The 20,852-nt window shown below is 65.1% G+C and carries 16 protein-coding genes; 7 read left to right on the top strand and 9 right to left on the bottom strand.

Annotated features, from left to right (window positions below):
* Positions 1 to 113 precede the first annotated feature (113 nt).
* Both EC912_RS03000 and EC912_RS02995 read left to right on the top strand, forming a co-directional pair.
* Entirely contained in the window at positions 114 to 2,267 is a 2,154-nt protein-coding gene (locus EC912_RS03000; protein WP_243649112.1) for an AsmA family protein, read from the top strand.
* A gap of 76 nt (positions 2,268 to 2,343) precedes the next feature.
* Positions 2,344 to 3,279, top strand: a complete 936-nt coding sequence (locus tag EC912_RS02995) for a DMT family transporter (protein ID WP_132141634.1) — start codon at positions 2,344 to 2,346, stop codon at positions 3,277 to 3,279.
* A gap of 219 nt (positions 3,280 to 3,498) precedes the next feature.
* Here EC912_RS02995 and EC912_RS02990 read toward each other — a convergent pair whose 3' ends face one another.
* The 4 genes from EC912_RS02990 to orn all read right to left on the bottom strand — a co-directional run bounded on the left by EC912_RS02990 (position 3,499) and on the right by orn (position 7,398).
* Positions 3,499 to 4,434 (bottom strand): isopenicillin N synthase family dioxygenase, encoded by a 936-nt coding sequence (locus tag EC912_RS02990; protein ID WP_132141633.1) that lies wholly within the window; start codon positions 4,432 to 4,434, stop codon positions 3,499 to 3,501.
* A gap of 57 nt (positions 4,435 to 4,491) precedes the next feature.
* A complete protein-coding gene (gene glmM, locus EC912_RS02985; protein WP_132141632.1) occupies positions 4,492 to 5,850 on the bottom strand; it encodes a phosphoglucosamine mutase in 1,359 nt (452 codons plus the stop codon).
* 62 nt (positions 5,851 to 5,912) lie between these two features.
* Complete coding sequence (gene folP / locus EC912_RS02980; RefSeq protein WP_132141631.1) at positions 5,913 to 6,818, bottom strand: dihydropteroate synthase; 906 nt, start codon at positions 6,816 to 6,818, stop codon at positions 5,913 to 5,915.
* A 10-nt stretch (positions 6,819 to 6,828) separates the two neighbouring features.
* Positions 6,829 to 7,398: an oligoribonuclease gene (gene orn / locus EC912_RS02975; protein WP_132141630.1), complete on the bottom strand. Its 570-nt coding sequence runs from the start codon at positions 7,396 to 7,398 to the stop codon at positions 6,829 to 6,831.
* 86 nt (positions 7,399 to 7,484) lie between these two features.
* On the opposite strand from orn, the gene sbcB reads away from it, so the two are divergent.
* Both sbcB and EC912_RS02965 read left to right on the top strand, forming a co-directional pair.
* Positions 7,485 to 8,909, top strand: a complete 1,425-nt coding sequence (gene sbcB, locus EC912_RS02970) for an exodeoxyribonuclease I (RefSeq protein ID WP_132141881.1) — start codon at positions 7,485 to 7,487, stop codon at positions 8,907 to 8,909.
* Positions 8,910 to 8,926: 17 nt separating this feature from the next.
* The gene (locus EC912_RS02965; RefSeq protein ID WP_132141629.1) at positions 8,927 to 9,613 is read left to right on the top strand and encodes a DUF2461 domain-containing protein; all 687 of its coding nucleotides are present in this window, start codon (positions 8,927 to 8,929) and stop codon (positions 9,611 to 9,613) included.
* Positions 9,614 to 9,685: 72 nt separating this feature from the next.
* On the opposite strand, the gene EC912_RS02960 is transcribed toward EC912_RS02965, so the two are convergent.
* From EC912_RS02960 to ligA, 3 genes are read right to left on the bottom strand one after another with little or no spacing between them, the layout of a single operon-like run.
* Positions 9,686 to 10,993, bottom strand: coding sequence for an MFS transporter (locus tag EC912_RS02960; protein ID WP_132141628.1), 1,308 nt, complete (start codon positions 10,991 to 10,993; stop codon positions 9,686 to 9,688).
* A 36-nt stretch (positions 10,994 to 11,029) separates the two neighbouring features.
* Positions 11,030 to 12,031: an EF-P lysine aminoacylase EpmA gene (epmA, locus tag EC912_RS02955; protein WP_132141627.1), complete on the bottom strand. Its 1,002-nt coding sequence runs from the start codon at positions 12,029 to 12,031 to the stop codon at positions 11,030 to 11,032.
* Positions 11,977 to 14,370, bottom strand: a complete 2,394-nt coding sequence (gene ligA, locus EC912_RS02950; RefSeq protein ID WP_132141626.1) for an NAD-dependent DNA ligase LigA — start codon at positions 14,368 to 14,370, stop codon at positions 11,977 to 11,979. Before ligA ends, epmA begins: the two co-directional genes overlap by 55 nt.
* Before the next feature lie 107 nt (positions 14,371 to 14,477).
* Here ligA and EC912_RS02945 point away from each other — a divergent pair, with 107 nt between their 5' ends.
* Positions 14,478 to 15,917 (top strand): MFS transporter, encoded by a 1,440-nt coding sequence (locus EC912_RS02945; protein ID WP_132141625.1) that lies wholly within the window; start codon positions 14,478 to 14,480, stop codon positions 15,915 to 15,917.
* Between the two features lie 56 nt (positions 15,918 to 15,973).
* Positions 15,974 to 17,146, top strand: a complete 1,173-nt coding sequence (locus tag EC912_RS02940) for a cation:proton antiporter (protein ID WP_132141624.1) — start codon at positions 15,974 to 15,976, stop codon at positions 17,144 to 17,146.
* On the opposite strand, the gene EC912_RS02935 is transcribed toward EC912_RS02940, so the two are convergent.
* Entirely contained in the window at positions 17,143 to 18,549 is a 1,407-nt protein-coding gene (locus EC912_RS02935; protein WP_132141623.1) for a cryptochrome/photolyase family protein, read from the bottom strand. The two genes, EC912_RS02940 and EC912_RS02935, sit on opposite strands and share 4 nt — an antisense overlap.
* 117 nt (positions 18,550 to 18,666) lie before the next feature.
* Between EC912_RS02935 and EC912_RS19730 the strand changes: the two genes are divergently transcribed.
* A complete protein-coding gene (locus tag EC912_RS19730; RefSeq protein WP_132141622.1) occupies positions 18,667 to 19,116 on the top strand; it encodes a glycine zipper 2TM domain-containing protein in 450 nt (149 codons plus the stop codon).
* A gap of 760 nt (positions 19,117 to 19,876) precedes the next feature.
* Here EC912_RS19730 and lpxK read toward each other — a convergent pair.
* The gene (gene lpxK, locus EC912_RS02925; RefSeq protein WP_132141621.1) at positions 19,877 to 20,848 is read right to left on the bottom strand and encodes a tetraacyldisaccharide 4'-kinase; all 972 of its coding nucleotides are present in this window, start codon (positions 20,846 to 20,848) and stop codon (positions 19,877 to 19,879) included.
* Positions 20,849 to 20,852 lie beyond the last annotated feature (4 nt).

Here is a 20,852-nt window from a genome sequence, read left to right as displayed (position 1 = left end):
CGCGGCAATGGCCGTGCGTGAACGCATCTTAAGCCGCAGCACCGCGTGAACACATAATCTTTGCGGCTTTCACGTTACCTCTGTCCCCCGGAGATAGGGATGGAGGCGGGACGATGATGAAGCGCGGCAGCAAGATTCTGGCCTGGATGATCGGGATCGTCCTCGCGATGATCGTCATTGCGATCCTGATCGTCGCGTTCTTCGACTGGAACCGGCTGAAGCCCACGATCAACGACAAGGTGTCCCAGGCCATCGGCCGGCCCTTCTCCATCAACGGCGATATCAGCGCGCAGTGGTCGCGCGAGCCCAGCGAAACGGGGCTGCACAGCCTGATGCCCTGGCCGCATTTCGTCGCGAAGGACATCGTCGTCGCCAATCCCGACTGGGCGAAAACGAAACAGTTCGCGACGCTGGACGCTCTGGAGTTCCGCCTTTCGCCCTTGCCTCTTATCGGCAAGCGCATCGTTATTCCGGACGTGCAGTTGCGCGCGCCGAAGATCGATCTCGAGCGCGTGGGCGACGGGCGCAACAACTGGACGTTCAAGCTGCCGGAAAGCGCGGGTCCTTCGGAATGGGCGCTGGAACTCAACGCCATCGGCTTCGACAAGGGCCATATCGATCTTGCCGACGCGGTGAGCAAGGTCGACCTCGGTGTGGACGTCACGCCGCTGGAAAAAGCGATCCCGTTCGGCGAGATCATGGCGGGCCAGGAACGCGACTCGCGCGAGCAGGCGGGTAAGACAACCGGCGCCAGCGCAAAGTCGATGAGCCGCAGCGGTGCCGACGAAAAGGACCGGTCCGACCAGACCAAACAGAAACAGACTTATGCATTCGCATGGGCCGCGAAGGGGACGTACAAAGGAACGACGATCGACGGCAAGGGCCACACGGGCGGAGTACTCGCGTTACGCGACGCCGCGCGCCCCTTTCCCGTGCAGGCGGACGTGCGCGTGGGCGACACGCATGTCGCCCTGGTCGGCACACTGACCGATCCGGTGAATCTCGGCGCGCTGGACGTGCGCCTGTGGTTTTCGGGCAAGAGCATGGCCAATCTTTACGCGATTACCGGAGTCACCCTGCCCGACACGCCGCCGTTCGCGACGGAAGGTCACCTGGTCGCCACGCTGAAGAAAGATGCCAGCGTCTTCCGGTACGAGAATTTCACCGGCCGCGTCGGCGGCAGCGATCTCGGCGGCAGCCTTACCTACGATGCCGGTGGCTTGCGGCCGAGTCTCGTCGGCGCGCTGAAATCCAATGTGTTGCAGTTCAGCGATCTGGCGCCACTTATCGGTGCCGACTCGAACGCGCAGAAGAAGGATCGCGGCGACGGTACGGCGCAGCCCAACGACAAGGTGCTGCCGGTCGAACCGTTTCGTACCGAACGATGGAAAGCCATGGATGCCGATGTGCAGTTTACCGGCGCGAAGATCAGCCACGGCGAGAAGCTGCCCATCGACAAACTGTCGACGCATCTGATCATGAAGGAAGGCGTGCTTACGCTCGACCCGCTGAACTTCGGTGTGGCGGGCGGCACGATAGGCAGCAATATCCGTCTCGACGGATCGACCGCGCCGATGCGGGGCCGGATCAATCTGGGTGCTCGCCATCTTCAGCTGAAGCAACTGTTTCCCGGCTTCGAACCGATGAAGACCAGCTTCGGCGAAGTGAATGGCGATGCCGCGCTGTCGGCGACCGGCAATTCCGTCGCCGCCTTGCTCGGCACGTCCAATGGCGAAATCAAACTGCTGGTCAACGATGGCGCGATCAGCAAGACGCTGCTTGAAACCGCCGGGCTCAATGTCGGCAATATCATCATTGGCCGTCTGTTCGGCGATAAGACCGTGAAGATCAACTGCGCGGCGGCCGACCTCGATGCGACCAATGGCCTGGTCGAGACGCGGCTGTTCGCTTTCGATACGGAAGACGCGCTGATCAATATCGAAGGTACCGTCGACTTCAAGACGGAGAAGCTCGATCTGGACGTGAAACCGCATACGAAAGGCTTCCGCGTACTGTCGCTGCGTTCGCCGCTTTACGTGAAGGGCACGATGAAGAACCCGTCCGTCGGCGTGCAAGCGGGACCCCTGATCCTGCGCGGCGGCGGCGCGGTGGCGCTGGCGGTGTTCGCCGCTCCCGCCGCGGCTCTCGCCGCACTGGTAGTGCCGACCAGCGGAAAGGGCGAGGACAATACCTGCCGTCCGTTGCTTGAAGAGCTGAAGAAGAATCCGGCGCAGGCGCCGGGCGTGCCGCGGCCTGCGAAGAAATAACGACACGGCTCGTTACCCTCTTCCCCATCCCGCCCGAAACCTGCACTCTGTGGCGCTCCCCACCCCAAGCGCCCTCATGCAGCCCGTCACCAAAGCCCGCCTGCAGATTCACTTCTGCGTCATCCTGTGGGGATTCACCGCGATCCTCGGCAAGCTGATTACCCTGCCCGCGCTTCCGCTGGTGTGGTGGCGCATGCTGCTGGTCGTGGCGGCGCTGTTGCTGATGCCGCCGGTATGGCGCGGACTGCGGGCTTTGCCGCGACGTCTGCTGTTTGGCTATGCGGGCATCGGCGTGCTGGTTTCCCTGCACTGGCTGACCTTCTACGCGGCGATCAAACTGGCCAATGCCTCGGTGGCCGCTACCTGCATCGCGATGGGACCGGTCTTTCTCTCGGTGATCGAGCCCCTGGTGGCCCGTCGCCGGTTCGAGCTTCGCGAGCTGTTGCTGGGAGCCGCCGTCGTGCCGGGTGTCGCGCTGGTGGCGGGAGGCGTACCGGCGAGCATGCATGCGGGTATAGCCGTGGGCATCGTGTCGGCGTTGCTGGTGGCTCTGTTCGGATCGTTCAATAAGCGCCTCGTCGATCACGCCGATCCCTTGACGGTGACCTGCGTCGAACTCGGCACCGGCACGCTCTTTCTGACGCTGCTGGCGCCCTTGCTCGCGGGAACGGCCCCGGCCTTCGTTCTTCCCGACTGGCACGACACCTGGCTGATGCTGGTGCTGTCCTTCGGCTGCACGCTGCTGCTACCGTTCGCGCTGGCTCTTGTCGCGCTGCGCCACATGACGGCGTTCGGTACCCAGATGGTGACGAATCTGGAACCGATCTACGCGATCGTGCTTGCTATCCCGCTGCTGGGCGAGCAACACGAACTGGGATGGAAGTTTTATCTCGGCGTCGCGGTGATTCTGGCGGCGGTATTCGCCCATCCGCTGATCCATCGCAGCCCGAAGGCGCCCGCGGTCGAGCAGATTGGCGCCAGCGAGGCGCACAACATCGTCGATAGCGACTAGCGACGTCCTCGCGCACGGACCGTACGCAACCGACGCGCGCGCTGTGCGGCGGAACGCGGCGTGGGACTTTTGGGTTTCGGCGTGCGGCGTGGCGATGACGTAGTCACGGACTGTCCAGGGCATTCCGGGACAATCGATGCTGTCCGTACGAGGGTAAAAATGCCGCTAAAAAGATGTACTCGCCGCGACGACGCCTGTCGTCGCGGCGAGGATGCATCGTCAGATCAATTTGATCTCGCGCAGACGCTGTTGCAGGTACTCGTGCGCGGTGATCGGCTCGGCGTAACGGCTGGGATTTTCGGCACTGACGCACGAAGGCAGCACGTCCAGCACGACGTCGGGATTCGGGTGCAGGAAGAACGGCACCGAATAGCGCGGCTTGCGGGCGTTGTCGTTCTGCGGATTGGTCACGCGGTGCGTCGTCGACGGATACACGTGATTGGTCAGGCGCTGCAACATGTCGCCGATGTTCACGACGATGGCATCGCCTTCCGTCGTGATCGGCAGCCATTCGCCCTCGCGCGTCAGCACTTCCAGGCCTTCGGCGCTGGCGCCGACCAGGAGCGTGATGAAGTTGATGTCTTCGTGCGCGCCGGCGCGGACGTTCGGAATGTTTTCCTGGGTCAGCGGCGGGTAGTGGATGGGGCGCAGGATGGAATTGCCCACGTCCGTCTTGTCGTCGAAGAAGTGCTCGGGTTCGCCGATATGCAGGGCCAGTGCGCGCAGCACGCGCGTGCCGAGCTGGTCCAGCGCTTCGTACAGGCCGTAACCGAATTCCTGGAAATCGGGAACCTCGGCGGGCCACACGTTCGGCGCCATCACGTCGGCGAACTTCGAATCGCGCGGGATCTCCCGGCCGACATGCCAGAATTCCTTGAGATCCGGATGCTGGCTGTCCTTGGCGGTTTCCACCTTGAACGGGGTGTAGCCGCGCGCGCCGCCGCCACCGGGAACGTGATACTTCATCTTCGCTTCGGTCGGCAGGGCGAAGAAGCGCAGGAAGGCGTCGTACGCGCCGTCGATGCGTTCGCGCGGAATGCCGTGACCGCTGATGCAGCAGAAACCGAACTCGCGATACGCGGCACCGAGTTCGGCGACGAAGGCGTCGCGGTCGGTGTCGTAACGGCGGATGTCGAGCGTGGGGACCTTTTTCATGGATGGCCTGCGGGCAAGAGCACGCCTGGTTCCCGAAGCAGACGTCGGGATAGGAAATCAGGCAATCGCTCTGGCCGCCGATTTTACGACGTCCGCAAGCCGTGTGGCTAACCGGTCGACTTCTTCCGCGTCGACGGCCTCGATCGTGACCCGCACCAGCGGCTCCGTACCCGATGCCCTGAGTACCACCCGGCCACGGCCCTCCAGCTCGCTTTCCACCTCGGCCAACGCGCCGCGGACGGCTTCCGTGGCCAGCACCTCGCGCGCGCGGCCCTCGATCCTTACGTTCACCATGGTCTGGGGGAGTTTGCTGAGGCCGGCCCGGGCGTCGGCGAAGGTTTCCCCCGACTGGACCAGGGCCTCGAGCAGGGCCAGGGCCGCGACGATGCCGTCGCCGGTGGTGAAGCGGTCGAGGCAGAGGATATGACCCGATGTCTCGCCGCCCAGTATGCCGCCGTGCTCTTTCAGCTGCTGAAGCACGAAGCGATCGCCGACGTTCGCGCGGATCAGCGGGATATCCATGTTCCGCAGCGCGCGCTGAAGGCCGTAGTTGCTCATCAGGGTACCGACCACCGGACCGCGCAGCATGCCGCGCGAGGCCCAGTTGCGGGCCAGCACATACATCATGTCGTCGCCGTCCGTGACGCTGCCGTCGCGGTCGACGATGCGCACGCGATCGCCGTCGCCATCGAAGGCGATGCCGAGGTCGGCGCCGCGTTCGACGACCGCTTTGGCCAGCAGTTCGGGATGCGTCGATCCCACGCCGCGATTGATATTGAGACCGTCGGGCTCCGCGCCGATGGCGAAGACGTCCGCACCCAGTTCGGCGAACACTTTCGGGGCCACCTGGTAGGTGGCGCCATGCGCGCAGTCCAGGACCAGCTTCAAGCCGCGCAGGCTGAATTCCTGCGGCACGGTCGCCTTGCAGAATTCCGCGTACCGGGCCACGGCATCGCCGACGCGGGTGGCCTTGCCGAGGCTTTCCGACGCCACGGTCGCGAACGGTGCGTCCACTTCTTCTTCGATGGCGGCTTCCAGCTCGTCGGAGAACTTTTCGCCCTGCGCCGAGAAGAACTTGATGCCGTTGTCGTAATGGGGATTGTGCGACGCGCTGATGACGATGCCGGCATCGGCGCGAAGCGAACGGGTGAGGAAGGCGACAGCGGGGGTGGGCATGGGGCCGAGCAGCCGGACATCGGCGCCCGCGGCGACCAGACCGGCCTCCAGGGCCGATTCGAACATATAGCCGGAGACCCGGGTGTCCTTGCCGATCACCACGGTGACGCGGCGTCCCCGCTGACGGGCCAGTACGGCGCCAAGAGCGCGGCCCAGCCGGAGGATGAAGTCGGCGCTGATGGGCGACTGGCCTACCTGACCGCGGATGCCGTCCGTCCCGAAATATTTGCGCTGGGTCATGGTGTTCGTCCTTTCATGACCGTGAATCATACCGCCGGCGGCCGGTTCCGGTCGCAAGTCTTTCAGTCGTCGTCGGGCCAGCGGGGCATCGCGGGGCGATCGTCGCGGGGCGCGCGGTCGCCGGCCTTCACTGCCTGCCACACGGCCAGGGCATCGACGGTGACCGCCACATCGTGAACGCGGACCAGGATGGCGCCGCGCTGAGCGGCGATCAGTGCCGCGGCCGCCGATCCGGAGGCGCGCGCCAGCGGCTCCTGGCGTCCGGTGATAGTCCCGATCATCGACTTGCGCGAGAGGCCGACATAGGCGCCAGCGCCCAGTTGGGCGAAACGCTCCATGGCGCGCAGCAGGTCGAGGTTGTTTTCGAGCGATTTGCCGAAGCCGAAGCCCGGATCGACCAGGACTTTTTTCCGGGGAATGCCCGCCAGTTCGCAGGCGAACAACCGGTCGGTAAGGAAACGGTGGACTTCGCCCACCACGTCGTCGTAGCTGGGGGCGTCCTGCATCGAACGCGGCTCGCCCTGCATGTGCATCAGGCAAACGGCCACGCCAAGCTCGGCGGCGGCGTCCAGCGCGCCTTCGCGGCGTAACGCATAGACGTCGTTGATCATGCCCGCGCCCGCTGCCACGGCCGCACGCATCACCTCGGGCTTCGACGTGTCGATGGAAAGAGGAACGGTGGTCGCGGCCGCCAGACGCTCGATCAGCGGAACCACGCGACGGATTTCCTCGTCGGCGGGGACGTCCGAGGCACCGGGGCGCGTGGACTCGCCGCCGATGTCGAGCATGTCCGCTCCCTCCTCCACCAGCCGAAGCGCATGCTCGAAAGCCGCGTCCAGGGTGTCGTGGGCGCCGCCATCGGAGAAGGAGTCGGGCGTGACGTTGACGATGCCGACCACCCGGGGGCGGTCCAGCACCAGCGCCCTGCCCGCGCAATCGAGGATCGTGGCGAACGGATCGGTCGTCATGGGTGCCCCTTCAGCCGACGGGTTGCTGGCCGCCGAGGGCGCCCATGAAACGACGGTAGTAGCGCAGTTCGTCGATCGAGTCGCGGATGTCCGACAGCGCCGTATGCGCCGAATCCTTCGCGAACCCGCGGCCGATCTCGGGCGACCAGCGCCGCGACAGTTCCTTCAGCGTGGAGACGTCGAGATTGCGGTAATGGAAATAGCGCTCCAGCCCCGGCATCTGGCGGTGCAGGAAGCGCCGGTCCTGGCAGATGGAATTGCCGCACATCGGCGACTTCCCCGCCGGCACCCATTCGCGCAGGAAGGCGATGGTCGCCTTCTCGGCCTCGCCGTGCGTGGCGTGCGAATCCACTACCTGCCCCCACAGACCCGACCGGGTGTGCTGGTTGCGATTCCAGGCGTCCATTTCCTGCAGGAGGGATTCGTTGTGCGCGATCGCGAACACGGGACCTTCGGCCAGTACGTTCAGGCCTTTGTCCGTGACGATGGTCGCGATCTCGAGAATGGAATCGTTATCCGTATCCAGACCCGTCATTTCGAGGTCGATCCAGATAAGGTTGTCTTCGTGTGCTGGCGTCATGCTTTCCTCCGGTGCGCGCAGTCTAGCGGTTCAGGCCGTGCATGGGAGGTCGAGCATGGACAGGCGGGCATGCGATCATGTTCCGCATGGCCCAACCGACCTTCCTCTGGCACGACTACGAAACCTTCGGTGCCGATCCCCGGCGCGACCGCCCTTCCCAGTTCGCGGCGATCCGCACGACGGCCGATCTCGAACCGGTCGGCGAGCCGGTGATGATCTACTGCAAGCCGCCGCGCGACATGCCGCCGCAGCCAGTCGCCTGCCTGATCACCGGCATCGAGCCGCAGCTGACCGAGCGCGAAGGTCTGAACGAAGCGTCCTTCGCGGCGGCTATCCACGAACAGATGGCCACGCCGGGCACCTGCACGGTGGGCTACAACTCGCTGCGCTTCGACGACGAGTTCACCCGGCACCTGCTTTACCGGAATTTCTACGAGCCGTATGCGCGCGAATGGGAGAACGGCAATTCGCGCTGGGACCTGATCGACCTGGTGCGCATGTGCCAGGCGCTGCGGCCCGAAGGCATCGAATGGCCGCTGCGCGAGGACGGTACGCCGAGTTTCAAGCTCGAACACCTGGCCACGGCCAATCGTCTCAAGCAGGAGCGCGCGCATGACGCGCTTTCGGATGTCGAGGCGCTGATCGCGCTCGCCCGCCTGATCCGTGTCCGCCAACCCAAGCTCTGGGACTGGTACTTCGCCCTGCGGCGCAAGCAACGCGTGTTCGAGCTGCTGGACGTCGCGGCGATGACGCCGGTCGTCCACGTATCGTCGCGTTATCCGGCCAGCCGCCATTGCCTGACCGTCATTGCGCCGATCACGGCCCACCCGTCGCGGCCCGGCGAAATCATCGTCTATGACCTTACCGCCGATCCGGCCGACCTGCTCTCGCTGGACGACAGCGACATCGCCGATCGCGTTTTCACGTCGCGGGCCGACTTGCCCGAAGGCGTCGAGCGCATCGCGCTGCGCACCGTGCGTGCGAACCATGCGCCGGCCCTCGCACCGATGTCGGTGCTGAAAGGGGCCGATCTTGGACGGCTCGGCCTGGACCTGGATAAGGTCAACGCGAACCGCGAGGCGTTGCTCGCCGCGCCGGATCTGGCCGAAAAGCTTCGCCGGGTCTATGGCCATGCCGCCGCGCTGCCGCCTGCCGAAGATCCGGAGCTGAGTCTGTACGGTGCTTTCCTTCCCGACGCGGACCGCAGGCTGCTCGCGGACGTTCGGGCGACACCCCCAGCACAGCTTGCACTAAGGAACTTCCCCTTCCGCGACCCACGTTATCCGGAGCTGCTGTTTCGTTATCGCGCCCGTAACTGGCCGGAAACGCTCAACGCCGAAGAAGCTGCCCGCTGGGAGGCTTTCCGCGTCGACCGGCTCACGCGTCGCGGTCCGCTGACGACGCTGACTCTCGACGAATACCACGCCGAACTCGCCGCGCTACGCGCGTTACCCGATACCCCGCATGCTTTCCTCGACAGACTGGAAGCATGGGGCCGCGAACTCATCTAGCCAGACATCCTTAAGCCATGTCCCACGCCTATTTCTCGCCCGCCACGTTCCGTTTCCTGAAGTCGCTCGTGCGCAATAATCGCCGCGAGTGGTTCCACGAACATAAAGACGATTACGAGTGCCACGTGCGCGATCCGTTCCTGCAACTGATCACCGACCTGCAGGCACCGCTGGCGAAGATCAGCGGGCACTATCGCGCCGATCCGCGCAAGGCAGGCGGTTCGCTGTTCCGCATTCATCGCGATACGCGCTTCGCGAACGACAAGCAGCCGTACAAGGGCTGGGCCAGTGCGCGGTTTTTCCATGAGCGCCGCCACGAGATCCAGGCACCCGCGTTCTATCTGCATATCCAGCCGGGCGAATGTTTCGCGGGCGGCGGGCTATGGCATCCGGAGCCGGTGGCGCTGAAACAGATCCGTGCGTTCCTTGCCGACAACCCCGAAGCGTGGAAGCGCGCGACGCGATCGAAGGCATTCGCGGATCGCTTCAGCTTCTGGGGCGAAAGCCTTACCCGCCCGCCGCGCGGCTTCGATCCGGCGCACGAGCTGATCGACGATCTGAAGCGGAAGAATTTCGCGGCGGGCGAGAATTTCGATGAGGCGCTGGCTTGCTCCACCGAACTCCTTCCGCACGTGGTCTCGACCTTCAAGCGTCTGGCGCCGATGGTCGACTATTTATGTGCGGCGCAGGAGCTGGAGTTTTAGGTTTCGTCGCTTCGCAGGCTTTTGATTTCTGCGGGAGCGCGCCTGCGCGCGATAGCCTACGGAGCGGCGGCACTACCGCTCGTAAAACGCCCGCCGCGTGCGAACCAGATACGCACCCACTCCGATGCCGCACACGGCAGCCACAGCCACATAATGCGCCGGCGCCATGCCGCCCAATCGCTCGGCCATATACGACACCAGCGGCGGCGTGGCGGCACCGAATACGGCGTACGCAAGATTGTACGAGAACGAAATTCCCGAGAACCGCACGGCCGGCGGGAACGCCGCGACCATCACGGCCGGCACGACGCCGACAACGCCGGCGCATAGTCCCGCCAGCGCATACAGCGGAATGAAATGCACGGCACCGGACGCCAGGTCGACGTAAAGCGCATACGTCGTCGCCACCAACGCCACCGAGCCCTGCAGCAACGACCACGCGCGACCGATCCGGTCGACCAGTACGCCGGCAATGAGACACCCTACGGTCAGCGCCAGCGCCGCTGCGCTGCTTCCGGTGAACGCCCTCTCGCGGTCTACGTGAAAAGTCGACTGCGCGAGCGTCGGCGTCATCAGGATCACCACGACAATCGCGGCGGTCAGCAACCAGGTCACCGCCACCGAAAGGAAGACGCCCGGCAGGTGATCGCGAACCACGCGCTTAACAGGCAGTTCGTCCGCCAGTTCGCGGCACTCGCGCATTTGTGCGAATACCGGCGTTTCGCGCAGCCAGCGACGCAGGTATACGGCGAGGAAACCGAATACGCCACCCAGCAGAAACGGAATGCGCCACGCGTAATCGAGAATCGCCGACGCCGGATAGTGTGCATTGAGTCCGGCGGCGACCAGCGAGCCGATGAGGATACCGGCGGTCAGACCCGAGGTGAGACTCGCGCAGGCGAACCCCACGCGATTCGTCGGCACGTGTTCGGCGACGAATACCCAGGCGCCGGGAATTTCGCCACCGATGGCGATGCCCTGCACCACGCGCATCAGCAACAGCAGTAGCGGTGCCAGTACACCTACTTGCGCGTAAACCGGCAGCAGGCCGATGCACAGTGTCGGCAGGGCCATCAGGAATACGCTGAGGGTGAACATACGTTTGCGGCCGACTTTGTCGCCAAAATGGGCCATGACGATGCCGCCCAGCGGCCTGGCGAGATAGCCTGCGGCGAAGATGCCGAAGACCTGTACCTGGGCCAGCCATTCGGGCATGTGGGCGGGGAAGAACAGTTGCCCCAGCACCTTCGTGAAGAAGACGAAGATGACGAAGTCGTAGAACTCGAGCGCCCCGCCCAGTGCCGATAGCACGAGCGTGCGGACGTCCTGGCGGTCGAGGCGGCGTTCGGCGGTGGGAAGTGCGCTGGATTCGTAGGGCATGGGATGGCGGATCGCTGGCGATTCCGGAGTATGCCTTTACGCGCGCGAAAACGGGAACGCGAGTACGTCGGCGATAGCGTCGGTATCGCCCAGACACATCAGCAGGCGTTCGATGCCCATAGCCACGCCGGCGCAATCGGGCAGCGCGGCGAGTGCATCGAGCAGGTGTTCGTCGATCGGCAATGCCTCGTCGCCGCGTTCCAGACGACGAGCATTGTCGCGCTCGAAGCGCTGGCGCTGTTCGACCGGATCGTTCAGCTCGTGGTAGCCATTGGCCAGTTCGTAGACGCCCAGATAGACCTCGAAGCGCTCGGCCACCGGCGGATCGCCCGCGCGGATGCGCGCCAGCGCGCACTGACTGGCGGGGTAGTCGTGAATGACGGTGATCTGGTCGCGATGGAAGCGTGGCTGGATGAGATGGGTCATCAGGAGATCGAGCCAGTCGTCGCGGCGCAATCCGTCCGGATTGACTCCGAACATGGCCAGCGGCGCACGCAGGGTGGATTCGTCGGCGGTCAGCGGGTCGATCGACAAGGCGTACTGGAAGACATCGCGATACGTGGTTTCCAGCACGTCGAGCTTGCGTCCGGCCTCTACGCCGAGGCGCTCGATCAGGTCGACGACTTCTTTCGCCAGACGGCGATGGTCGAAACCGACCCGATACCATTCGAGCATGGTGAATTCGGGATTGTGCCGGCCGCCGGCCTCGCCATTGCGGAATACGCGGCCCAGCTCGTAGCAGTCGCCGATGCCCGCGGCGAGCAGGCGTTTCAGCGGAAATTCCGGCGACGTGCGCAGCCAGCGCTCGCGCGGACCGGCGTCGACGTGTCCCGAGAACCGCGTCGAAAAACTCTCTATATTCGGGTCGGTGTTGGCGGCGGCCGAAAGGATGGGGGTCTCTACTTCCAGCACACGGCGTTCGGCGAAGAACGCGCGTATCTGGTGGTAGACGGCGGCGCGGCGGCGGTGTGCGCTGAAGTCGTTCACTGGCCCATTCCGTGTTCCGCTAGCAGCGCGAGAAGTTGCGCCTCGTCCCATACCGGCACGTCGAGTTCTTTTGCCTTGTCGAGTTTGGAACCGGCGGCTTCGCCTGCGACGACGACGCTGGTTTTCTTCGACACCGAGCCGGATACCTTGGCACCGAGTGCTTCGAGCCGGTCTTTGGCTTCGTCGCGACTGAGCGATTCCATGCTGCCGGTGAGTACGAAGGTCTGGCCGTCCAGCGGAAGAGTCGCGGCCCGGGCTTTGGCCGGAAGCGCGTCGAGGATGTCGCACATTGCTTTTTCGGCGCGACGCAGTTCGGCCAGCTGGCGCGGATCGGCAAGATAGAGCTGCAGATTCGTGGCCGCCGCCTGCGGCAGGCCCGCTACGATCCACTGCGCCTGCCCGGCGCGGATCAGGGCATCGAGATCGCCATACAGCCCTGCGAGCAGTTTCGTGCTCTTGGGACCGAGCTTGGAGACCTTCGCCATATCCAGCAGAACGTCGAGACCGAGCTTGTCGCGCAGCTTCGGCGAAGGCGTCGTTTCGTCGTCGAACACGATACCCGCGGCCAACAGTTCGTCGACCACGCGCTGGTTGCCCTCCTGCTCGAAGAACGCGGCGATGGACGTCGCGACTTCGTCGCCGATATCGGGTAGTACGCGCAGGACGGCGGCGGGCGTTTCGCGTACGAAGCGCAGCGAGCCCAGCCATGTCGCAAGCGTTTTCGCCGTGCTTTCGCCGATATGCATGATGCCGAGTCCGAACAGGAAACGCGGCAGCGTGGATGCCTTGCTTGCAGCGATGGCCTCAACGAGGTTCTCGGCCCAGCGCGTGGCGACCTTGCCCTGTTTCACGGTTTCGGGTGTCGTGCCGTCGCGCTCGTCGGCGCGGCGCTTCATGTCGACGAAAGCGTCGACGGTAAGGCCGTAAAGGTCGGCGGGTGTGTGCACCATGTCGAATTCGACCAGCGCGTCGACGAAGCGATCGCCCAGACCGTCGATGTCCATGGCGCGTCGCGAGGCGAAGTGGATCAGGGCTTCCTTGCGCTGTGCCGCGCAGATAAGTCCACCCGAACAGCGCCACGCCGCGGCACCCTCTTCCCGCACCAGTTCGGAGCCGCAGACGGGACACGTCGCGGGCATGCTCCAGGGATGCGTATGCGCGGGACGCCGTTCGTCGACCACGCGCGCGACTTCGGGAATGACGTCGCCCGCGCGGCGGACGATTACGGTGTCGCCAACGCGAACGTCGAGGCGCGCGACCTGGTCCGCATTGTGCAGCGTGGCATTGGTGACGATCACGCCACCGACCTGCACCGGTGCCAGACGCGCCACGGGCGTCGCCGCACCGGTGCGACCGATCTGGATTTCGATGGCCTCGACCGTCGTCATCTGCTCCTGCGCGGGATATTTGTGCGCGATGGCCCAGCGCGGCGCGCGCGACACGAAGCCCATCTCGCGCTGGCCTTCGTAGTCGTCGAGCTTGTACACCACGCCGTCGATGTCGTACGGCAGGCTGTCGCGTTTTTTGCCGATGCGGCGGTAGTACGCGATCAGTCCGTCGAAACCGCGCGCGGTGGCCACTTCCGGGGACACCGGAAAGCCCCATGCACGAAGCTGTTGCAGCGTGGCCGAATGGGTGGAGGGAAGTTCGCCGTCCTCGACATCGCCGACGGCATAGGCAAAGAAAGCGAGCGGCCGCTTCGCCGTGATCGCCGGATCGAGCTGACGCAACGAACCGGCCGCGCCGTTGCGCGGATTGGCCAGCGGCTTGTCGCCGGCGGCGCGCGCACGTTCGTTGAAGGCTTCGAAGGCGGCGCGCGGCATGATGACTTCGCCGCGCACTTCCAGCACATGCGGCCAGCCTTCGCCGCGCAGCTTCAGCGGAATGGCCTTGACCGTACGCAGATTCGCGGTGACGTCTTCGCCGGTCGCGCCGTCGCCACGCGTGGCGCCCTGTACGAAAATGCCATCGACGTAGCGCAGGCTGATGGCCAGTCCATCGAGTTTCGGTTCGACGGAGAACACCGGCTCGCGCCGGTGCAGGGTCTGCTCGATGCGCCGTTCGAAGTCCGCGACCTCGCGATAGCGTTCCCGATCGTTGTCGCCCTCGCCTTCGAAGGCATTACCGAGCGACAGCATGGGTACGACGTGCTTCACCTCGGCGAAACCGCCCTGGGCACGCGCGCCCACGCGGCGCGTGGGCGAATCGCCGGTGGCCAGATCGGGGTACTCGGCCTCCAGTGCTTCCAGCTCACGCATGAGGCGATCGTATTCGGCGTCGCTGATCGAGGGATCGTCGAGCACGTGATAGCGGTAATTGGCATCTTCGATGCTCGCGCGCAGGTCTTCAGCGCGCTTGCTGGCCTCGGCGAGAACGGTGGGTTGCGACATGGGACGGGTCCGTGGGGGCCGGGCGGTGCCAGACGATATGAAATCACGATAACTTTCGGTCCATTGCCCATGATTTGCAAGGAGATCGTTCGCTATAATGCGAGGCCATGCCACACGACGTCACCGTTCACCCCACCGTAGCCGACGTCCAGGCCTCGTCCCACGAGGCCACTTCCTCCCGAGAGCAGTTCCGTGGCCTGATCTGGCTGGTTTCCGCCGCTTTCTTCATGCAGGCACTGGATTCCACCATCGTGAACACGGCGGTGCCGGGCATCGCCAATGCGCTCGACGTGACGCCGCTCAGCATGCGCACGGCGCTGACGAGTTACGTCCTTACGCTGGCCATCTTCATCCCCACCAGCCCCTGGCTCTGCGACCGCTTCGGCACGCGACGCGTGTTCGGCGGCGCGATCGTCGTGTTCGCGCTGGGATCGCTGCTATGCGGCATCGCGCAATCGCTGCCGCAACTGGTCGCCGCACGCGTCATGCAGGGGCTTGGCGGCGCCGCGCTGATGCCGGTGGGCCGTTACGTCCTGGTCCGGAGCATCGACCGTCGCGAATTCGTCAGCGCCATGACGACTGTCGCGACCTTCGGCCTGATGGGCTCGGTGCTCGGGCCGCTGCTGGGCGGCGCGCTGGTCGAATACACGTCGTGGCGCGTGATCTTCCTGATCAACGTCCCGGTCAGCATCCTCGGCGTCTGGCTCAACAGTCGCGAGATGCCCGTGTACCGGCTCGACCGCGCGCATCCTTTCGATATCTTCGGCTTCATATTATTCGGCGGAGCCTCCGCGCTGTATCTGATGGCTGCGGAAACCGCCGGCGACGGTCACTGGAAAAACGTATTCGGCTACGTCGCGATGGCGACCACGCTGGGATTGATTTACGTCTGGCACAGCCGCCGCACCGAACATCCGGTCAGCGACCTGAAACTGCTGCGCGTCCGCAGCGTCTGGGTATCGCTGGCGGGGAACCTGTTCACGCGCCTGGGTGTGTCGGGCATGTTCCTGTTGCTGGTGCTGTTCCTGCAGATCGGCTGCGGCTGGTCGCCGTTGTGGGCCGGCCTGATGATGGTGCCGCAGGCCATCGGCTCGATCTGTATCAAACCCTTCGTCCACCGTCTGCTGGCGTACTTCGGCTATCGCCGGCTGCTACTGGTCAACACGATCGCGATTTCAGTGGTGCTGTGCTGCTTTGCTTTCCTGTCGCCGTCGACGCCCATGTGGGCGATCGGTCTGTTCGTGTTCGTCTACGGCTCGTTCATGTCGCTGCAATACACATCGATGAATACGCTGGCCTATGTCGATCTCGACGTAAGCCATGCCTCGATGGCGTCCTCGATGGCCTCGACCGCGCAATACCTCTCGATGAGTTTCGGCATTGCGCTCGCGTCGCTGCTGATGGCCGCTTTCATCGGCGACCGCACGCCTGAGCGATACATCTGGGCGTTCCGGTATTCCGTCGTTATCCTCGGCATGGTGACGCTGGCCGCCAGCTGGGTTTTCTCGCGTCTGCGGGAAACACGTCCGCACGAGACCGGGCGCTAACGGGTATAAAGGACACCGCGCCTTCCTCCGCGGCTTCGATCAAGGTCGATCAAACCATGCACGACGCAAGCGACATCCTGCTCACCCTCTTCATCATTTTCGTCGCCGCGCAAATCGGCGGCGAAATCGCCCAGCGCCTGCGCCTGCCCGCCGTGGTCGGCGAAATCGCCGCCGGCTGCGCCATCGGTCCTTCCGCGCTCGGCTGGCTGCATATCGATCAGATCGCCTCGGGCACACCAATCGACGTACTCGCGGAAATCGGCGTCATCCTGCTGCTGTTCTCGGTCGGCCTGGAAACGCGGCTGGACGATCTGAAAAAAGTCGGCCGCAGCGCATTCATGGTCGGCGTTCTCGGCGTCGTGATTCCGTTCCTGATGGGGTCGCTCTGGGCCCACGGTTCCGGCTTCGACTGGGTCAAGTCCATGTTCGTGGCCGCGGCCTTCGTCGCGACGTCGGCAGGTATTACGGCGCGCGTGCTACAGGAACTGGGCGTGCTCCAGCGGCAGGAGGCCCGCATCATCCTGGGTGCCGCCGTGATCGACGATATCCTCGCCATGCTGCTGCTGGGCGTCGTGTCCTCGCTGCAGGACGGCGGCGCACTGGACGTCAAATCCCTCGCATTTACCCTGCTTGGCGCAGTGGGCTTCATCGCCGTCATCGGCTGGGGCGGCACGAAGGTGATGCGTCGCGGCTCCGGGTGGCTCGACAAGCCGAGCAACCCGATGTCGCCGCTGGCGATCGTTCTTGCGCTGTGCCTCGGCCTTGCATTCCTTTCCACCCGGTTCGGTCTGGCGGCGATCATCGGCGCGTTCCTGGCCGGCATGATCGCTTCGGAATCCCGCCAGCGCGACGACCTGGAGCATCAGACCGCGCCGCTGCTGGCCTTCCTGACCCCCTTCTTCTTCGTGGTCACGGGCGCCAAGGTGAATCTCGAAGAGCTGGCCGACGGCAAAGCGTTGCTGATGCTGTTGGTAGTGACCGTGATCGCCATCGTGTCGAAGCTGGCCGGCGGTTTCCTCGGCGCCCTGTCGCTGGGACGCCGTGGCGCCGCCATCGTCGGTTTCGGCATGGTGCCCCGTGGCGAGGTGGGCGTGGTCATTGCCTCGCTCGGCCTGGCCGCCGGCGTGTTCAACGAGCAGATCTACGCCATCATCGTCGCGATGTCGCTGCTTACCGCGATGGTGACGCCGCCTATTCTTTCGCTGCTATTGCGCAAAGACAAAGACTAGGCCCTCGTGCGCCGGTACGCCGCCAGCGCATCCTCGCGGGACGATTTCAGATCGACCAGCGGCACCGGATAGCCCGTGCGTCGAAGGATGGCGGGATCTTCCCAGGGCGCATGGATGCGGCTGGCGGGAACGTCCGCCAGCTCCGGTACCCAGCGGCGGATATAGGCGCCGTCTGGATCGAACTTCTCCGACTGAGTCACCGGATTGAAGATGCGGAAATACGGTGCCTCATCCGCGCCGCTTCCGGCCACCCATTGCCATCCAAGCGAATTGTTCGCCAGGTCGGCGTCGACCAGCGTGTCCCAGAACCAGCGCGCGCCATGGCTCCAGTGTTGCCGGAGGTTCTTGGTCAGCAGGCTGGCGACCAGCATGCGTACGCGGTTATGCATCCAGCCCGTAGCCCACAGCTCGCGCATCCCCGCGTCGACGATGGGGATGCCGGTACGTCCCTGTTGCCAGCGCCTCAGGATGGCAGCGTCGCAGTCTTTCCAGTGAAACCCGTCGAAGCGCGGATTGAAGTTTTCCGTGGGCGTTTTCGGAAAGTGGTAAAGCAGGTGATGCCCGAACTCGCGCCATCCGAGCTGGCGCAGATACGGTTCGATATCGACGTGACGCCGGGAGCCCGCGACCTGCGCGCGCAGACCCGCTGCTACCTGGCGCGGCGTGATCTCACCCCAGTGCAGATGTGGCGAAAGCCGGGACGTGCCATGCCGAGCCGGCAGGTCGCGCGCTTCCGTATAGGCCGACACGGCGTCGTCGCCGAAGACTTCCAGCATGTCCGCGGCACCCGCTTCGCCGGGCGTCCATTCTGAAAACCCGCCCGTCCAGTCGACGCCGGGCAACAAGCTGAGTTCGTCCACGGACAGGCCATCGGCAACCATTGCGCAACGTAGCGACGGGGGCACCGGAAGCGGCGCCGCGTCGTCGAGTTGCGCGCGCAGGGAACGCCAGAAAGGGGTAAACACTTTGTACGGCTGATCCTGCCGGGTCATGACCTCCCAGGGCTCGCGCCATAGCGACCCGCGATGGACGGCCACATCGACGCCGTCGGCGGTCAGCGCGCGCTCGATCGCGGCATCGCGGCGCAGGGCCTCCGGCTCGTAAAGGCGGCTCCAGTACACGGCGGATGCTCCCGTCGCGGCCACCACGTCCCGCAGGACCTCAAGGCTGGCGCCCCGCCCAATATGCAACCGGCCATGGAAACGTCCGAGTGCCCCGTCGAGTGCGCCCAGGGAATGGTGCAGCCACCACCGGGCCGCCGCACCCGGGGACCATTCGCCTTCCTCTTCGGGGGCATCGATATATAGGGGTACGATGCGGTCGTAATCTTTGACCGCGGCCGTCAGGGCGGCATGATCCGCAAGACGAAGGTCGCGGCGAAACCATACGATGGCGGTGCTCATTGCCGGATTATCGTATGAATACTCTGAACTCCGTCGCGATTGGTTCAGGCGGAATGCTTAGACTGTGGGCTGAGTCGGCCCGCCCTGTAGCTATGGCCATCCACAAGGAGAGAGATCATGAAGCTGAAGTACGCATTAGGTATCGAGATGGCCGCCCTGCTCGCCCTCGCCGTAAGCGTCCCTGCCACCGCCGCCACGCTTACGCGTAGCGACGGCATCTACGTGCGTTGCGACCAGTGTGGCGTGGTCCAGAGCATCGAATACAACCAGACCGCTGGCCGCGATCACGGCACCGCTGGCGCGGTCATCGGCGCCATCGCCGGTGGCGTCCTCGGCAACCAGGTCGGTCGCGGTAACGGTCGCACGCTTGCCACGGTCGCCGGTGCGGCGGGCGGCGGCTTCGCCGGTAACGCCATCGGCAAGGGCGGCGGCAGCCAGAGCTACACCCTGCGCATGAAGATGGGCAACGGCCAGATCGCCAACGTCACGGTCAAGGATGCCTCGGCCATCCGTCAGGGCGACATCGTCGTCGTCGACGATCAGGGCAACGTTTCGCGCGTGCAGTAACTCGCGACGTTTCGTGAAAAAAAACCGGCCCCAGGGCCGGTTTTTTTTGGTTCTTCGCGCACTACGGGGGCGATCTTGTGCGGCTCATCGCTCTTTGGTTGAGGACAGTCGCTGGGTGGCTCGTGTTATCCGTGACTTGGCCGCCTCACGCTCGTGCCTCGGGGAAGCCGCGACCGGGTTGGCCCTTGGGGCCTTCGGCGCCGTCCCTGCGGGAGCGGGCCGTAGCGCCGCTTCGCTCCGTCACTAGGCATCGCGGCCCTCGGCTAAGGCGGCCCCAAGGGCCAACCCGGCCACGGCACCGTCGACTGAGTTTTACTGTGGGCAGAGCGCGAGCCGAGCACGTGACGGGACGGGACGGGACCGGCATGCGGTCAGCTCTGTCCATGCATCGACGCGATGCTTTCCCCCACGTGACCGCCGCATCCGGAAGAGCCGTCGGCCACCACCCTCGACGCGACTTGCGCAACCGAGCGCGGCGGGCGGACAAGGCCCGCAGGGGGCGGACCTGGACGGTCCGCCGTTTTTGCTGAGGCAGGGATGCCGAATCAAAAACCCCCGCCCGCAGCGCGGGCGCGACGGGGCGCAGCCATAGAACACAAGCCGCGCAGCGGCTCTCCCTTCCCGAGCGACGGTGAAGCCGGAGCGTCGAGGGTGGTGGCCGACGGCTCTCCCGAGGCGTCCGAGCACTACCGCGATGGCAAAGCCGAGCCGCTCCCCCCAACAATGCGTGAAGAACCTTTTGTTGGCCGCTCCCGCCAGCCTATAGCAGACGTGCGGCCAAAGCGTCGTAGAAGCTTTCGGGCAACTCCGCCGCTACCGGCACGCGCCACCAGTTCGGCTGGGCGAACGGCTGGCACTTCACCGCATCCTTGTCGGTCATCAGCACCGGGCAACCATCCTCGAAGACGAGGTCGCTCGCCGAAAACGCATGGTGATCCGCGAATGCATGGTCGCGCGAGTCGATGCCCTGCTCCCGCAGGCTGCGGAAGAAACGCATGGGGTTTCCGATACCGGCCACCGCGTGTACCGGACGACCGATGAACTCCGACAGGGGCGCAATCTGGGGCGGGTCGGCCACGTTGACGGCGAACCCGCCGCGCAGCGTCATCGGAATTTCCAGGTCCGACGCCCGACCGCCGTTGTTGACGACGAAGTCCACGCGCTCGAGCCGCGCCAATGGTTCGCGCAAGGGACCGGCGGGCAGCAGGTGCCCGTTGCCGAAGCGGCGCTCGCCGTCGATGACGCAGATCTCGATATCGCGTGCCAGCCGGTAGTGCTGGAGGCCGTCGTCGGCCAGGACCACGTCGCAACCGGCGTCGACCAGCAGTCGCGCCGCTTCGGGGCGCTGCCGACCGATCGCGACCGGCATGCCGCTCTGGCGGATCAGGCAGGGCTCGTCGCCCACGCGCGCCGGGTCGGGTCGGTCGTCCAGCAGCAGGGGACCGCGTTCGGAACCGCCATAGCCGCGACTGACTACGCCGGGCTTGCGGCCGCGTGCCCGCAGGGCTTCGGCCAGCGCAATGATGAGCGGTGTTTTTCCCGTGCCGCCGACGGTGATGTTGCCGACGACCACCACCGGCACGGGCAGGCGAACGGAGGCGCCGGGATCGCGCTCGTAGCGTTCGGCATTGCGGCGCACGGCGCGGCGATACAGCGCCTCCAGCGGCAGCGTCCATACGGGTGGCTTGCCGCCGTCGTACCAGCGCCGTTGCAAGGCGTCGGCGATACTCACGGCG

This window comes from Luteibacter rhizovicinus (genome assembly GCF_004342265.1).
Classification (GTDB): Bacteria; Pseudomonadota; Gammaproteobacteria; order Xanthomonadales; family Rhodanobacteraceae; genus Luteibacter; species Luteibacter rhizovicinus_B.
Note: the sequence above shows the minus strand (reverse complement) of the source record. Positions and strands in the feature narration are given on the sequence as shown.